Source organism: Halohasta sp. A2 (genome assembly GCF_056175805.1).
The window spans coordinates 20,950-37,374 of the sequence record NZ_JAQFWV010000029.1; the positions used below are offsets into that span (position 1 = coordinate 20,950).

Annotated in this window: 16 protein-coding genes; 10 read left to right on the forward strand and 6 right to left on the reverse strand. The window is 58.0% G+C overall.

The window, feature by feature from the left end; translation table 11 throughout:
• Nucleotides 1–25 precede the first annotated feature (25 nt).
• From O2S87_RS10105 to O2S87_RS10115, 3 genes are all read left to right on the forward strand, one after another.
• A complete protein-coding gene (locus O2S87_RS10105; protein WP_475408671.1) occupies nucleotides 26–388 on the forward strand; it encodes a hypothetical protein in 363 nt (120 codons plus the stop codon).
• A 144-nt stretch (nucleotides 389–532) separates the two neighbouring features.
• Nucleotides 533–664, forward strand: a complete 132-nt coding sequence (locus tag O2S87_RS10110) for a hypothetical protein (RefSeq protein WP_475408672.1) — start codon at nucleotides 533–535, stop codon at nucleotides 662–664.
• A 116-nt stretch (nucleotides 665–780) separates the two neighbouring features.
• Nucleotides 781–1,740, forward strand: a complete 960-nt coding sequence (locus O2S87_RS10115) for an ArsA family ATPase (RefSeq protein WP_475408673.1) — start codon at nucleotides 781–783, stop codon at nucleotides 1,738–1,740.
• A 7-nt stretch (nucleotides 1,741–1,747) separates the two neighbouring features.
• On the opposite strand, the gene O2S87_RS10120 is transcribed toward O2S87_RS10115, so the two are convergent.
• The 5 genes from O2S87_RS10120 to O2S87_RS10140 form a co-directional block, all read right to left on the reverse strand.
• A complete protein-coding gene (locus O2S87_RS10120) occupies nucleotides 1,748–3,268 on the reverse strand; it encodes a glutamate-cysteine ligase family protein (RefSeq protein ID WP_475408674.1) in 1,521 nt (506 codons plus the stop codon).
• A gap of 33 nt (nucleotides 3,269–3,301) precedes the next feature.
• Nucleotides 3,302–3,916, reverse strand: a complete 615-nt coding sequence (locus tag O2S87_RS10125) for a hypothetical protein (RefSeq protein WP_475408675.1) — start codon at nucleotides 3,914–3,916, stop codon at nucleotides 3,302–3,304.
• Nucleotides 3,917–4,009: 93 nt separating this feature from the next.
• Entirely contained in the window at nucleotides 4,010–4,264 is a 255-nt protein-coding gene (locus O2S87_RS10130; RefSeq protein WP_475408676.1) for a DUF7385 family protein, read from the reverse strand.
• 38 nt (nucleotides 4,265–4,302) lie between these two features.
• Entirely contained in the window at nucleotides 4,303–5,232 is a 930-nt protein-coding gene (locus O2S87_RS10135) for a thiamine-phosphate synthase family protein (RefSeq protein WP_475408677.1), read from the reverse strand.
• Between the two features lie 66 nt (nucleotides 5,233–5,298).
• Entirely contained in the window at nucleotides 5,299–5,433 is a 135-nt protein-coding gene (locus O2S87_RS10140) for a hypothetical protein (protein ID WP_475408678.1), read from the reverse strand.
• Nucleotides 5,434–5,544: 111 nt separating this feature from the next.
• On the opposite strand from O2S87_RS10140, the gene O2S87_RS10145 reads away from it, so the two are divergent.
• The 7 genes from O2S87_RS10145 to O2S87_RS10175 all read left to right on the forward strand — a co-directional run bounded on the left by O2S87_RS10145 (nucleotide 5,545) and on the right by O2S87_RS10175 (nucleotide 15,570).
• Nucleotides 5,545–5,829, forward strand: a complete 285-nt coding sequence (locus O2S87_RS10145) for a hypothetical protein (RefSeq protein WP_475408679.1) — start codon at nucleotides 5,545–5,547, stop codon at nucleotides 5,827–5,829.
• Between the two features lie 439 nt (nucleotides 5,830–6,268).
• Nucleotides 6,269–8,917 (forward strand): BGTF surface domain-containing protein, encoded by a 2,649-nt coding sequence (locus O2S87_RS10150; protein WP_475408680.1) that lies wholly within the window; start codon nucleotides 6,269–6,271, stop codon nucleotides 8,915–8,917.
• Nucleotides 8,918–9,081: 164 nt separating this feature from the next.
• The gene (locus O2S87_RS10155; RefSeq protein ID WP_475408681.1) at nucleotides 9,082–10,359 is read left to right on the forward strand and encodes an RNA-guided endonuclease InsQ/TnpB family protein; all 1,278 of its coding nucleotides are present in this window, start codon (nucleotides 9,082–9,084) and stop codon (nucleotides 10,357–10,359) included.
• 8 nt (nucleotides 10,360–10,367) lie between these two features.
• On the forward strand, nucleotides 10,368–10,991 hold the full coding sequence (locus tag O2S87_RS10160; RefSeq protein WP_475408682.1) for a hypothetical protein: 624 nt from the start codon (nucleotides 10,368–10,370) through the stop codon (nucleotides 10,989–10,991).
• A gap of 198 nt (nucleotides 10,992–11,189) precedes the next feature.
• On the forward strand, nucleotides 11,190–13,076 hold the full coding sequence (locus O2S87_RS10165) for a cbb3-type cytochrome c oxidase subunit I (RefSeq protein WP_475408683.1): 1,887 nt from the start codon (nucleotides 11,190–11,192) through the stop codon (nucleotides 13,074–13,076).
• Between the two features lie 83 nt (nucleotides 13,077–13,159).
• Complete coding sequence (locus tag O2S87_RS10170; protein ID WP_475408684.1) at nucleotides 13,160–15,019, forward strand: ABC transporter substrate-binding protein; 1,860 nt, start codon at nucleotides 13,160–13,162, stop codon at nucleotides 15,017–15,019.
• 50 nt (nucleotides 15,020–15,069) lie between these two features.
• Nucleotides 15,070–15,570 carry a DUF6517 family protein gene (locus O2S87_RS10175; protein WP_475408685.1) on the forward strand — a complete coding sequence of 167 codons (501 nt, stop codon included), beginning with the start codon at nucleotides 15,070–15,072 and terminating at the stop codon, nucleotides 15,568–15,570.
• Here the strand turns inward: O2S87_RS10175 and O2S87_RS10180 are convergent.
• Nucleotides 15,560–16,425: RNA-guided endonuclease TnpB family protein (locus O2S87_RS10180; RefSeq protein WP_475408686.1), on the reverse strand; the 866-nt coding region annotated here is incomplete at its 5' end. The genes O2S87_RS10175 and O2S87_RS10180 overlap by 11 nt on opposite strands.

Sequence of the window (16,425 nt, forward strand, 5' to 3'; positions counted from 1 at the left end):
GCACGTGACGACGCACTCTCCCACCATGTCCGAGTCAGATTCCGACGCAGATCCGGAGCCAGAATTCGAAGCAGAGCCCGGCGTCGACGAGGATATCCAAGACGATACCGACGAGTCGGGACTCGACGTTCCAGACCCTAAGTTAGGTCAGGCCACCATCGTCTTCGACGACCCCGACGGCGAGAAAACGAGCCGCTCGGTCGACAACGAACACATCGTCTACTTCCAAGACCACTGGCAGCTCAAAACCGGCACCGACGACGAGGGAAACGATGTTATCCGCCGAATCCCTCGCCAGCGCGTCCACTACGTCGAACGTTCGGTCGAAAAGTTCCAAGACCGCGTCGACGCAATGATCGACCAGGCCCGCAAGCGACTCCCGATCTAAACTCCGCCACCGACCGGGTTTTCCCATCGATTTAAATACACGAATCCGGTTAGCCACCAGTTACTGTCAGTTATTTTTTGCGCACCATCCAGGAGCCGTGGCTGGACAGCAGATTCATATCTCCTTGCGCGAAGACTCATCGAGATGAAACACTGTATGGGCTGCGGAGATCGAATCCGCCGTCAAAAACCGGAAAACGGAGAGTATGGGATTCCTGCGGTCGACGGGCGACGGTATCCCGAGCGGTGTCCGAACTGCGATCACGCCGTTACATAACGCAAAGTAGCCGTCGACTACGGCCGACTCTCATTCGTTACTGTCACACTGATCTCATACTACTGCATACGTGACAATACAGTTACTTTTGAGAGTCGAACCCGTGGTTTGGTATCATGGTTCAGTTCGTCTGTTACGGCGGCAAAGGCGGCGTCGGGAAGACGACGCTCGCGGCGTCGACGGGTGTTGCAGCCGCTACTCGGGGCCACGAGACGCTCGTTATCTCGACCGATCCAGCCCATTCGCTGGCCGATGCGTTCGGAATCGAGCCGAGTCCTGGACAGATAGCGGTCGACGATGACCTCTGGATCGAAGAGCTCTCGCCCGACGCCGGAGAGCAAGCCTACCGCGCTATCGTCGACTCGCTAGCGACCGAACTCCGGTCGGCGGGTATCCGACTCGACGACGAGGCCGTCGAACGGCTGTTCACCGCTGGCGTCGTGCCCGGAAGCGACGAACTGGCAGCCATCGAGGCGCTGGCTGCCCACAGCGAGGGTACTACATTCGACCGGATCATCGTCGACACGGCTCCCACAGGTCACACACTCCGCCTTTTAGAGCTCCCCTCGGTACTCCGAGAGACCGTCGCGGCGGCCAACTCGCTTCGGGGACAGCTCCGCCGGACGGTCGATACCGCCCGAAGTGCGATGTTTGGCCCAGCCTATCTCTTCGCTCGCCGACGCGCCGAGACCGACGAGTTCGAGGCACTGGCTGGCCGCATGGAGCACGTTAGAGACATCCTAACCGACCCCCAGCGCGTTGATTTTCGGGTGGTCTGTCTCCCCGAACCGATGGCGGTCGCCGAAACGACGCGGCTGGTCGATCAGCTGACAGCGTCCAGGATTCCAGTCGACACGATAGTCGTCAATCGGGTGCTGACGGACGCCGGTTCCGACTGTGAGCGGTGTCAGGCGACCGAAGCAGCCCACCGCGAGCAGATCGAGCGGCTCGAAGCCCAGTTTTCCGACTATCGGCTCGTTGAGATTCCGGCTGTTACCAGCGATCAGACGGCTCGCGAAACGGTCGACCGGATCGCACGCGAACTCCCCGATACGCTGGTCGAGGTCTCGGAGTAGGCACAGGCTACCAAGAGGCAAACGGCTCGCCACGCTGGCTGTGGCGGTTGTAGTCGGTCTGCATCGTGGTGATCGCCTTGGAGAGCGACGCCCCAGCATCGAGTGCTTCGCGTACGCGGGCTTTCTTCCACTGGCTCGGCGTCTCGCCGCGCTCCCAGCGGTCGACCATCGGTACGAGTCGGCGTGCTGTTTCGCTGTTGCTGAGGCCAGCCTCTCGAAGGCCGCAGCGAGCGAGATCGAACAACTCGGGATAGATCACCTCGGGATTGCTGGTTGGCTCGCCGCCGGCCGTGATCCAGAACAGATCGGCTTCAAGCCCGTTGTCGACCGCGTTGTAGAAGCTCCGTTCGGCGTCGGCCCAGTCGAGTTCGACGAGCGGATGGTCGGCGGCGACGCTCCCGCGGATCAGGCCAATAGTGAGCCAGTGGAGGCTGAGCACGTCCTCAACGGTCGGTTGGGTAGGTAGCGGGCGGTACTCGATACGCAGCGAGCCACCGTCACCGGTAGCATCGCCGCCGATGATCGGCCGAACCCATCGCCAGTAGGTGCCGTACTTGTGGGTGAACTCCCAGTAGGGGCGGACTACCGTCGCCGTCTCGTCAGTCGGTGTCTCGTCCCACTCGCTGAGAAACGGGCTACAGGTCCAATCGTCGACGACTCGGTCGACGATCTCGGTCGGCGTCTCGATATCCTGTGGTAAGCAGGCCTTCGTATGCCCGGCGCAGTTGACCGTCTGTTCGAACACCGGAATCCGGAGTTCGTGTGGCGTTTCGCCGACCAGTCGCTTTGGATCGTCGACCTCGCCATAGAGATCGCCGGGCAAAAACGGCGAGTTGGTCGACAGCGCGAGCACCGGCCCAAGCGTTCGGATGGCGGCGTTGAAGAAGGTCGGAAACGCTTCGGTGTCGGGTATTTGCAGATGCGGCTGGATCGAGGCGGTGAGCGATTCGACGAGAATCGTCGAGAACCGGTGGTGTGCGCCCTGCACGTCGAGTTCGATCTCGCCGCCCGCCTCACGAACCAACGTGTTGTCCATCGCACAGTAGCGTGGCTTGGCGGGCATGTTAGTCGCCATCCGGACTCCGTCGTCACGCGAAACGCTGTCCAGATATTCCAGGCTCCCCTCGGCGGGTGGGATCGTCCACATCGCATCGCAGACCAACTGCTGGTCGTCTCTCGCCAGTGCGTCCCAAAGCGAACGAACTGCCGAACGGAGTTCGTCGGCCTGCGCGTCGACGCCCTCGGGGTCGAACCGCTGTGGACTGGCGTTGAGTTCGACGTTGTGGAGACCGATTTCGCGTGCAAAGCGAGGGTCCTCGAACACCCAATCGTCGATCGGTGTGAGTGCACCCGCCGAGTCGACCGCGTACAGTTCGAGCTCCAACCCGACGGCAAACCCGTCGCTATCGAAGGCTCCCTCGACGAGCGAAGCGCGGAGTCGGTCGGCCTGTTCGGCTACCCGCCGATCGAACGTCGACTGGGTGTCAGGGTCGATCGATCGCCGGACGGCCGCCACCACGGTGTCCATACCGGCCTTTCAGGTCGCTGTGTGTTAGTGTTTTCACGTTTGCTCGAATTCGGGCTGGTTCGATTCCGAACGGTCGGTGTCCTGGCGCTGGAACGCCGGATGATTCGATGCTGGGCGACGGCTCTCTGGATCGCTGAGTCGGTCCCCGAGATGCTCCTGAAGCTGTCGATGGCCCTGGTCTGGGCTGTAGTCGACGCCGTGGTAGTGTTTGGCGGCATACCGTGGATGAAATGCGTTGTACTCGTCGTGGGCGTACAGATCGGTCGTGCCGTCGCCGTTCCGAAACAGCATGACGTGGAGCTGGCGCTCGGCGAGCAGGCTCTCGCGCTTTGCCCACGAGCCAGCCTCGCGCCGTCCGTCGGCCAGCGTCTTCCACGCCGAAAGCGGCATGCGCTCGAAGCCGTGAGCCGCCAATAGTGCGTCGACGGCTTCGACTGGCGCGTCGATACGGCCCGCATACTCACGGTATTCGAGTTCGTAGGCTGCATAGCCAGCGCCGAGCCGTCGGGCAAGTCGATCAAGGCCGGGCAACAGCGCCGCCCGCCCGCGGTTCCAGAAGGTCGCGGTCGGTCCGCGATGGGCTGGTTGCAGCACACCGTATAGCAAAACAAGTCCGAACGTTGCCACAACCGGGGCTGCGAAGACCATTGCCCATCAGTTTTCGCCAGCACCGAAAGCCTTTGTGACGCCGCCAGTGCTAGATTGGGCTATATGTCCATGCTGAGATATTCGGTGTATCAACTACTCGTGGGTGAACAAAAACGGTCGACCGTCGTGGTCGGCGGTCACACAGAGGTCCATCACGTCATCCAGCGAGAGGCTGGTCTGGTCTTTTTTGCAGACCACTAGATAATCAAAGGGTTTCTCGCAGGCCGGACAGGCGATCGATGTCGTGTTCTGATAGGTCGCCATCATCTCGTTGTCTCGGCGAGGCGTCAGGTAGTTCACGAGCTCCTGTAGCGATTCGGTCTCCTCGTCGCTCTCAGCGTCGTCCATGTAACACAAACTCACACCATAGAAAATAAAGACATCGCTCAGGTATCGTTTGGGTTGACCGTCACACACCGAATCGTGGTTTCGACCGCGTCGACGGCCGTCTGGCCGAAAACGTACGCAATTGGTTCGATGCCGAACGCACCCTCGTGGTACAGAACCGACGGGACGTCTCCTCGCTCGTCGAGGAGCGACCGAATCCGCTCGGTCCGGTTCTCGTAGCTGGCATCAAACGAGACCGCCTCCAGTCCCGCTTTGTTGGCAGCCGCGAGCAGAGGGTCGCTCGTCGCGAGGTTGACCGCGCCGCGAACCGATTCGTCGACCGCCATCACGGCCAATAGCGTCCGGGCGACGTTCTGGGAGGCTCCGAACTCGGGGTTGGCGGGGACGTTGGCCCGCCCGCGCATCGCGTGGACGCGCCCCGGTACGGCCGCGATGTCGGTCTCGCGTTCGGCTTCGGCGAGCGCCATTCCGATGTTTGAGCCCACATTAGGAATGTGGTCGACGACCCCCGGCGTGTTCGCAAACTGCCGGACGGCGCGTTGGACGTTCCGAAGCACGTCGCGTTCGGCCTGCAACCGAAAATCTCGGCCCCGAACACACAGGTCACAGCCCATTCCCTCCAGCGCCGGCATCTCGTCTTCGTGGACCGCACAGATCGGCCCGCGGTCTTCGAACGTCCGGATGAGTTCGAGCAGTTCGGCGAGCGCCTCGTAGTCGTCGAGCGTGTCGGTGGCAAACCCCTCGGCGATGTATGTGATGGTCTCGCGCATCTGTGGGTGTTCGGCAAAGCGTGGCTCGCCGGTTTGCTTGCCGCTGAGATACTTGCTGACCGCGGCCTGTGAGATGCCGAGTTTCTTTGCGATCGCCTGCTGGGCGAGCCCTCGCTCGTCGAGTTCGACCGCCAGCATCGACCGCGCAGTGGGCAGAAAGCGGTCGACGACGATCTCGCTAGGCAACTGGAGCGTCATCGACCTCTCCTCTTGGGTCTGTCTGTCATGTTCGCCCCCTACTAGGCTGAGGGTCTTAACATTGGCTCACCGGGGCCGTTCGTCTTCGGCCCGGTCGATCCTGGGGAGATCGTACAGTCGCCACTCGCCGTCTTCATCGCGGAGCTCGGCCGAGATTCGATCTGTGCGACCGCTGTTTCGATAGACGAACGAGAGGCGCACACGGTCCGGATCGGTTCTGAGGCACTTGATGTCGATTTCGATCAGGCCGTCGACCCGTTTCAGCCGTCGTCGCTCGGCTTTCGAGATCGGGTCACTGATCGCCTGCGAGTGATGCAGATCGTGGATCTGTTCGCCCGCACTGAATCGGCCGAAGAAGTCGTGGAGAACTGTTTCGGGACGCTGGCTAGTGTCGGTCGCTGTGTCGTCGTGGTCTGCGTGGGTCGCTCGCTCGACAACACACTTGGCGTCGTAGCGCAGGTGGTCGAAGGGTTCGTGCTCAGTCGCGTCGTCCGTTCGGCCGTTGGCCTCGAATTCGTGCTAGATCGTTTCGACGAGATGGCAGATATCGATTCATGGATTATCTCTCATATGATAAGTAATACTCCAGCGCGATGAACTCTCGGCATTCTTTGCCTGGAGGATATCACGCAGTTTTTCTCTATAATGCCCGTGCCTGCAAGTTAGAATAAAGCCATCATGGTCCACTCTGCGAAGCCGGTGGTCTATACATTCGATGACTCCAAAGGGCTAATTGGCTTCTGTTGTGTGTGTGATATTCTCATTCGTCATAAACAATGTGTAATCCGCTAAAGCACTGCCAGAGCTGTCTATTTCGGTATAGAAGGCATAATTCATGTTCGAAAGACTGTGCGAGATTAGAATTACGAAACGACAGTCAACCACAAAGTACTTACCACACATGGTGAATGGTTTAGATACCCCTACCCAGGGTGTTCGCAAGTGAGTACTCCGGCGTTCGGCCACGGTGGGCGAGCGCAGGGAGGAAAGGTGTGGGCGCCGATGCAGTGCGGTGCAGTGCGAAACGAAACAAACTATGACAGAAACAAACTATAGCAACAAACTGCGCGCCGTCTTCCTGGCGTTCATCATGTTCACCAGCGTCTTCGCTGGGACCGTGGCGCTTTCAGGAAGTGCGGCCGCAGACGAGCTCTCAGACCCAGACGTAGAGGATTTAGATGCAGATGAAGCACTTGAATCCGGATCGACGTATTGGGAGGGACAGGAATTGGCATTTAACTCAACCGCCGACGGCTCTTACGATGGTGACCTCGATAGTGGTGATGGTGATCTCTCTGACGATGATGAGATCGAACTTCGAGAATATGATTCGGGCGATGAGGAAATTGGTAGCCTAGAACAGCAAATCAACCTTGAAGACGGTAATGCAACCATTGATACAGAAGATCTCGATGGTGACTATGTCGTTGAAGTCGACGACCGTGTTATCGAATTTGAAAAAGGCGAACCTGTTGAGGACCATTCCGAAGAGAACGGTACTGAGGGTGACTTTGAGATAACTGAACAGGACTTCAGTGCCGAATTCGATGATGACCAGGTCGACGACACTGAAAGTACTGACCTCGAAATAGACACGAACCGTGGCGAATCTGACGTTGTCGTCCACGCCGACGGAGATCTTGACGAGGACGAACTCAACGACTCGTTCAACGACTCTGATAACAACTTCAACGTTAACAAAACTCTAAGTGAAGACGAAGAAGACGACCTTGACGACGATTACGACCTCAACGACGACGACGCAGTCGTTCTTGAGGATGTTGAAGATGCAGACGACGATGTTGTAGACTTCGACGGCGTCGACGAGGGCGAATATGACTTCCAGTTCGATGTTTCAGATACCGCTGCCTCTGATTCAGCATCGATTGAAGTTACTGAGGAAGATGTTGACGCAGAATTTGAAGAGGCTGTGGTGACTGACTCCGCTGGTGACATCACTGAGTTCACCGTTGAGATGGAAGACACTGACGAGGCCTTCGTCCAGATCGGTGATGAGGACGTTGGTTTCGTTGATGTGCTTCAAGTCAAAGACGATGATGATGACGACGAAGCAACCTTCGAAGTCAACACCCGAACACTCGGAACGAACACCTCCGCTGATGAGGTCTACAACTCCGATGACGACGATGTCACGAGTGAGGTTCACAGCGCAGATGACACCGATGCTCGGTTCTACGACGACGATGAGGACGATCGATTCGACCGAAATGGTGGCAGCGATGCTGGCTCCGACTTCGAACTCTACCTCGATGAACTCAGCCTAATTGACGCAGGAGACGAAAATGCTACGGACCAGCTTGAGCGACCGCTTCAGCCTGCCGAGTATGAACTCGTTAGTGCTGACTTCGCAGACGATGGTGAGGGCGAATTCGGTGTGAACGCTGACGGTGACGCCGAAGCAAACGAAGAACTTGACTCGTCGCTCCTTGAACTCGAAGAGCCTGAGATTGGCGACCTGACGACACACGTCGCTCCTGAAGATGATGCTGACGAAGACGACGAGACGGACGATCTCCTCGATTCGGTTACCGAACGTGAGGAAATCGCTGAAGAAGACCGACTCGTCATCCAAACTGAAGCAACTGGCTTCCAGGGAGCACTTGTCAACGATCAGGATGACTTCGATACACTCGAAGATGGTGTAACCCTTGACGAGTTCCACGGAATCATCGACGATGATGGTGACTGGAGTGGTGAAGGTATCAACTTCGAGGTCGAGGCCGATGACGCAACAGGTAACCAAGACCCAACCGAACTCGAACTTAACGGCAGCGATGACGAAAGTGACGCATTTGTCGTCTTCGACGAAGATAACGGCCAGTTCTTCGTTGTCGTTGACACCAGCGCTGACGACGACATCTTCTCGGACGAACTCGAAGACGGTGACGAGTTCACCGCAGAGATGGAGTACGAGACTGATGACGACGAGCGCTACGAGTTCGCCGACGGTGCAGATGAACCGTACGAAGGTGGCGCTGAAGATGAAGCGACAACTACTGCGGATGACAACGACCCAGCCTACCCGTACTTCGACGCTGACTCCACACAGAGCAGCGACGTGGAGTTCGACATCGCTGAGCGCAGTGTCTCGTTCGACAACCTGAACGCTGACGATGTGCTCGAAGCCGAGAACACGAACGAATCCGAGATCAGCGGTGAGACGAATGTCGCACCCGGCACTGACAGCGAAATTAGTGTCTCCTCGACTGATGCATCCGAATCCTTCCGCAGCGGTGAGGAAGTCGACATTAACGAGGATGGCGAAATCTCGGCCGAGTTCGACTTCAGCGAACAGGAAGTCGACGATGAGTTCGATACCGCGTACGACGTTGGCGGCTCGACCGTTGACGACGTCGACTCGATCATTGTCGAAGAAGGCTCCAGCGGCGAAGAGCCTGAAGACGATGACGACGACTCGTCCGACGATGACGACTCCTCGGACGATGACGACTCCTCGGACGATGACGACTCCTCGGACGATGACGACTCCTCGGACGATGACGACTCATCCGACGATGACGACTCATCCGACGATGACGACTCATCCGACGATGACGACGAAGGCTCCGAAGACGATGGCGAAGAGACGCCCGGCTTCGGCGCACTCGTCGCTCTCGTTGCCGTCCTCGGCGCAGCCCTACTCGCAACCCGCCGTCAGAACTAATCTGACGACTCACCGCGAGTAACTGTTCGAATCTAACCACCGGCGCTGTGCCGGCTCTTTTATCAACGGAAAAGGCGAATACCCCTAGGCTTGACCTCGGGGATGAAGCCGACACGCAGGGATACAAACCATTAAATCAACACATTCCTGATCAAGAGATAGCGATGGAATACAGTCACCGTTACCTCGCCTACCCAACACAAGAGGTAGCGGACGGACTGGAACATCAGTTAGACGTTCATCGCCAACTCTACAACCACGTCCGCTGGGACTACACGAACAGTCCCAAAGACGACAAGCCGAGTGAGTACGGCCAGAACAACAAACTCCCCGAGTGGAAACGTAAGTGGCCGCTGTTCGGTGAACTGCACTCGAAAGCAGCACAAGCCACCGTCGCCCGCTTCCACCGAAACATTTCAAATCTTCGTAAGAAGAAAGAGAAGGGGTACAAAGTCGGTCGGCTCAAACGGCAATCACCCAGTGACTACCGAAGTGTGACGTACAATCAGTCTGGTTTCGACCTCGATGAAAAGAGGGGCCGCGACAGGTTCGCATACGTCCGCTTCAGCAAAATTGGCTGGATGAAAATTCGCTATCATCGACCGATTCCCGACTATGCCACCATCAAAGAGGCGACGTTCAAGAAGGAGACGACTGGCGAGTGGTTCGTCACGTTCAGTCTTGAAACCGATGATGCTGACGTTCCCGAGAAACCCGACGTGGACTCGCTCGACACGAGCGACAGCGTGGGAATTGACCTCGGCATCCTGAACTACATCCACACGTCGGACGGGAAGACTGTGGATTGGCTTGACCTCGAAGATGAGTATGGCCGACTTCGACGTGAGCAACGGAAGTTGTCTCGGAAGGAGAATGGGTCGAACAACTACGAGAAACAGCGTCAAAAGGTCGCCACAGCCAAGCGGAAGATCCGTCGTAAAGTCTTGGACTACCAACACAAACTCACAACGTGGCTTGTCAAGGAGTACGACGCTGTATTGGTGGAAGACTTGGATGTTCAGAGTATGCTTCAAGCGGACGGGAACGCTCGGAACAAGCAGGATGTTGCGTGGCGACAGTTCATCACGCTCCTCGAATACAAAGGCAACCTGTACGGCTGTCACGTCGTGCAGGTTGAAGCACGAGGAACGACCAAGGAGTGTGCTTTGTGTGGTGTGCAAACAACGAAACCTATCTGGGTCAGGGAACACTCGTGTCCAAGTTGTGGGTTTGAGTGCGACCGTGACGCGAACGCTTCGTTGAACGTCTTGAAACGCGGTTTTTCTAAATTAGGGCTGGGATGGCCCGAATCAACGCCCGTGGAGACTGCACTCCCTACGGACACCCATTCGGTGTCTGCAAAGCGTGTCGTAGAAACGGGAAGCCTCGGGGCTCGACCCCGAGGTAATTCACATTCATACCTCATTCATAGTAATCAATAACACGACTGATGACAGAACAATTTGAGGCACTCACAGAGAGTCCACAGCCGGATATGCGTATTCATGACTTCGATCCCGCCGAGCGGATGGTCGTCCGGCAAATCAAAGTCGGGAAATCCGACCACGTTCCAAAAGGCGTTGCGATCGGTAAGCTCGCCCGTGTGTTTTACATTGAGGGTGATGAACAAGCCGCTGCTGAAATGTTCGTCGACCTAAATCGAGAGTCTCTCGAACAGATCGATTTCTCCCGTAAGAATCGCCTGTCGACGAATGTCGATCGCGAGATCTACGATTGGATCCTCCATTACTTGGGCGAACGTGAACTCACGAAATATCCGACCGTTGTGATTGAGCGTCGACCAGATGGCGTTACGTGGTGTATTGGTCGCCGTCTGTATGAGGAACGACCGCTGCGGCGCTATTCGGCGATCGGGGAATCTGGCAAACTCACCGATATCTCGCTCAAAGAACTCTTCGATTCGTTTGAAGACATCATTACGACTGCTGAGTTGGAATCGCACCCCAACGTCGATGGAAATCCACGCGAGATTCTCGATGCCTTCCGACAAGACCGTGCATTTGCCTGCGAACCAATCACTATCGACAACGACCTAGCCGTCAAAAAATACTGACTGATCAAACTTCCGAATGTATCGATAGCGACACTGCAGAGCGATCAGTCCACAGCTGTCCGATTCGCTGATCAAACGTGGCTATACTTGTATTTGTATCACGTCGACAGACATTCGTGACAACTCTCAAACACATATACCAGTCCCGAAACAGTAGCGGTATGCAATGTGTTCGCACCACCGGGGGAGTGATCGTCCGTGTCAGTAGCACTCGTGTTTCTTGCCATCTTCGCTGTCAGCTTCATCGTCGGAACCGTCCTGTTGGCCCGTCGTGCGGCCGACCCCGAGTCGACCGATTCTCGTCTGGTTTCTGACGGTGGCTTTTCGGCCTTTCTGCCCGGCAAACAGACCGGATTTGCGCACAAGCCCGACGGCCTGCTTCGGTGGCTGACGACGGTCGATCACAAGGATATCGGTATCCTCTACATTCTGTTTGGCGTGGCTGCCGGGGCGTGGGGGGCGACCGACGGGATGATGATCCGGGCCGAACTGTTCTCGCCGGGATTGGCTATCTGGGACGCCGAGACGTACAACGCAGTGTTTACGATGCACGGCTTTACGATGCTGTTTTTCTTCGTGACGCCGGTGTTTTTCGGCTTTGCCAACTACTTCATCCCGATTTTAATCGAGGCCGACGACATGGCGTTTCCACGCATCAACGCCATCGCTTTCTGGCTGATTCCGTTCGCCTTTCTGTTGGCCCGCGCGGGGTTGCTCACCGAGGTATTGGGCAAGTTTCTGTTGGCGTTCGGCATCGACGTGCCGGTGTTGTTAGCGCTCGAACCCGGAACCAGCGGCTGGACGCTCTATGTACCGCTTTCGTTAGAGCTCGAAAACCCCCAGATGAACCTGCTGTTACTTGGGTTGCACCTCAGTGGGGTGGCAAGCGTTATGGGGGCGATCAACATCATCGTGACAATCTTTACGATGCGCGGCGAGAACGTCGGCTGGTCGAGGCTCGACATCTTCTCGTGGACGCTGTTGACCACCAGCGGCATCGTGCTGTTCGCGTTCCCGCTGCTCGGCAGCGCACTGTTGATGCTGCTCGCGGATCGGAACCTCGGGACCGCGTTTTTCACGACGGATGGTGGACCCATTCTGTGGCAACACCTGTTTTGGTTCTTTGGCCATCCGGAGGTGTACATCCTGGTGTTACCGGCGTTCGGGCTGGTGAGCTACATCCTTCCGAAGTTCGCTGGCCGGAAACTGTTCGGCTTCAAGTTCATCGTCTACTCAACGCTCGCGATCGGCGTTCTCTCGTTTGGTGTCTGGGCTCACCACATGTTCGCCACCGGCATCGACCCGCGGCTCCGCGCCGCGTTTATGGCCGTCTCGATCGCGATCGCCGTCCCCTCGGCGGTCAAGGTGTTCAACTGGATTACCACCCTGTGGGGTGGGTCGATCCGACTGGCAACACCGATGATCTTCGCGATCGGGAGCGTAGGAACCTTCATAATCGGCGGTGTGACTGGCATCTTTCTGGCGTCCATCCCGGTCGACCTCGTGTTGCACGACACCTACTACGTAGTGGGTCACTTCCACTTCATCGTCGTCGGCATCATCACGTTCATGGCCTTTGGGGCTGGCTACTACTGGTTCCCGATTCTCACCGGCCGGATGTACAACCGGAAGGCCGCGAAGGTCCACGCGTACATGACGATCGTCGGCGTGTTCACGACGTTCACACCGCTGTTGGCGCTGGGCTATCTCGGACAGCCGCGCCGGCAGGCCCAGTACCTCCCCGAGTTCGCCGTGCTCCACCAGCTGTCGACGTTCGGTGCGGTCCTCCTCATCGCCGGGATGGGTATCTGGGCGCTCAACATGTTCCAGTCGTTCCGGGTTGGTCCAAAAGTGACCGATGCGGATGTGTGGAACCTCAAACAGACCGATCAGTTCACTGCCGAATGGCGCTGGTTCGAAGAGCGTCTCGCCGAAAAACGCGAAAAGAGCCATAAACCGACCGACAGCGACTCGACCGCTCGGACCGACGGCGGCGTACAAGCCCAGACGGCCGATACGGTGGTCGACACCGAGTCAACGAGCGAGCAAGAGCCCGAAACCGACCATCGTTCGGAGCGGTCGTAGCTCGCTCTCGGCAGGTCGACAGCTGAGTCGACAGATTCATCTCAGTACTGTTATATCGGTTGCCTCGTTACTGCCGTCAACTGATGAACCCCGCTACTGGTCATCCTACGGTCTCTCGCCGGGCACTACTCGCAGGGGCGACAAGCGCACTCGCCGCGACGGCGGGCTGTGTGAGCCGAGCACGAAACCTCACTGGTGGTGCTGACCGCGACCAACTCACCCTCCACGTCAAGACGCTGCCCACCGATAGCGATCCGTTCACGATGACGATCGCGTCACATCTGAAGGACAATCTGGATGCAGTCGGTATCGACACCCGGCTGACACCGGCCAACTCGGAGACGCTGTTTCAGGATATCCTTCTCAGAAGCGAGTTCGACATCTACATCGCGCCGCTTCCGTTCGGTCGACCGCCGAACCCGGATGCGTTCTACACGCTGTTTCACTCGACCATGAGTGCCGAAGTCGGCTGGCAGAACCCCTTTGGCTTCACGGAGACGAGCTGTGACGAACTGCTTGAGGCCCAACGGACGGAAACGGGACAACAACGACGCGAGACGGTTTCCGAGCTGCAAGAGCTGCTGGCCACCAGCCAGCCGATCACGCCGATCTACCTGCCCGAGGTCGCAACCGGTGTGCGGACCGACCGGTTCGACGGCTGGGAGACTGCCGTCGAGAACCTCCCGTATGGGTTGCTGACGGTCGATCCCGTCGATAGCGTATCGACCAGTGGAGAGTCGGACGACGGTGGGTCGGTCAGCAACGAGTCGGGCGATGGTGAGTCGGCCGACGATGACCGTTCGAGGCTCCGGTTGGCGACGACCGACAAGCGCGTGACTACCAACTGGAATCCGATCTCGGCAACCTACCACACCGACCGATCGCTGACCGAACTGCTCTACGATCAGCTGGTGATCGAGGACGGTGATCAGTACGTGCCGTGGCTGGCGACCGAAATCGAGTGGGCCGACGAGCCGCTTCGGGCCACGATCGAACTCCGCGAGGGGCTCACGTGGCACGACGACGAGTCACTAACCACCGATGATATCGAGTTCACGTATCGGTTCCTTACCGACACCGCACTCGGCGAGACGTCGAATCCGGTGCCTGCTCCGCGTTTCCGCGGTGAATCGATGCTCGTCTCCGGTGTGTCGGTGGTCGACGACCGGCGGGCAACTATCGAGTTCGAGGACGTCTCCCGTGAGGTCGCCGAGCGCGCACTGACCGTCCCGATCCTTCCGGACCACGTCTGGGAACAGTACTCGGAGACTGCCTCGGTCGCCGGGATCGAAGTCGACGAGACGACCACTGAGGCGCTCATCACAGTCAACGAAGAGCCGGTCGGCAGCGGGCCGCTCCAGTTCGAGGAGTCCGCCGACGGCGCGGAGGCACTCCTCACGCGGTTCGACGACCACTTCCTGACGACAACCGACGACGACCGGCTCGCGGCGTACCACGGCGGGCCAGCGTTCGAGGAACTCGAAGTCATCGTCGCCTCCTCTCATGGTGCGATTAGCGAGTTGGTGATTGCAGATGGAGCCGACGCCACGTTCGCACCGATCAGCGCCGACTCGGCCGGCCGGTTTTCGGATTCCGACTCGCTTGCGTCCTACGGACAAGACTCACACGCCATCTACCACCTCGGGTTCAACACCCGAGACAGTCCGCTGTCGAACCCCATCTTCCGGCGGTTGGTCGCCCGACTCGTCGACAAGTCGTTCTTGGTCGAAGAAGAGTTCGACGCTGCCGGTCGGCCGGTCGCCAGCGCGCTGGCCGAAACCGACTGGCTGGCCGACGATCTCCAGTGGGAGGGCGACGCCGACCCCGTCGTGCCGTTTTTCGGCGCAGATGGTGAGGTCGACGTCGAGGCCGCCAGAACGGCGTTTCGGGAGGCTGGTTTCAAATTCAACGGCGAAGGCGAACTGCAAGTGTCGTCGTCATAGCGACCAAAACCCACCAAACACTTACCCACTGACGTTCTTTATAAATCGGAATGAAACGGAGAGCATTCGTTGCGGGAGCGAGTATCGGGCTACTCGGACTGTCAGGCTGTCTCGGGTCAACGGTTGGGCAACTCACCGATCTGGAGGCAACACCGGCGGGTGTCAAACAATCGGTGCTCGATTCGACCGGCTACGAGGCGGTCGCTATCGAAGAGATCGTCACCGAAGAGGAGGTCGACGTTCCCGGCCGATCAGAAGTTATTACACTGAGAAGCCAGCTCACCGAGTTCGAGAAATCCGTCGGCATCGAGGGGATCTCCGAGCAGGCGACCGCGACGTTCGCGGTGCTGTCGACGCCGAAAATCGAGATCGTTGGTCGGACGTTCAACCCGGTCGCCGAGATGTCTCCACGCGAACTGGTCGACCTGATCGCCGACAGCTACGACGACCTCGACAACATCGAACATGATGCTGACGAGACAATGTCCGTGGTAAACCACCACGGGCACGGTGGCCCGTGGCTTTTCTTGTTCCCTCAGCCTACGTCGTAAGCACTCCACGCGAAGCGAGTTCACGGGATGAGGATGGGCGGTTTACAGAGCGCCCCGACCCAGACAGGCTCACCTTCCGAACAAATGGTTGGGTTTTGCGAATCCGGTAATTAACTGATTCAACATCTACGCCAGCGTGTTTCGCCCACGCCCGCCACGCCACGTTCACACTCGCGTTTCGGTCAGCATGGTCTTGCTGAACCTCACACGAATCATTCGTACACCGGAACCGCCGACCCTGACGATAGCCACGGTGTCCACAGCACGAACACGACTTCGAGTTGTACGGTGATTCCACCGTATCACACGGAATCTGATTCCACGTCGCTTTGTAGCGAACCTGTTGCTCGAACTTGTGGAACGGCAGTTTGTGCAGACGCCGATTCATGTACGTCCCGTACTTGATGCCGTCTCGAATCCCACTCAAGTCCTCGAACACGATAACTGGGTTCGAGAATTGTTGGGCGAACTCGACCACGACTCGGGACATTCGGTGAAGAATCCACTCGGTGTAGCGTTCTTCTTTCTCTCCGAGTTGGTAGTGGATGGAGTGTTGGCCGTGTTCTTGACAGCGTTTGGTGATGGTGTGGTAGCGTTGGCGTTCGGCTTTCACCGAGCCGTAGTCAAGCACGAGTGTTCCGAGCGTGTCCATCGTCTCACGATTAAGAGCGGTGAGAGAGATGTTGCGCTCGTTAATATCGACGCCAACGAGTGTGGCGGTGTCTTCCGGTTCAGGCACTTCAACTTCTGTTTTGACCGTGACGTGTAGGTAGTACACGCCATCTCGGTACAGAAGTTCGGCCTGTCCCAACGACCACTCATCTTCAGTCAAGGCTGACTCGATGAGGTTGAGGT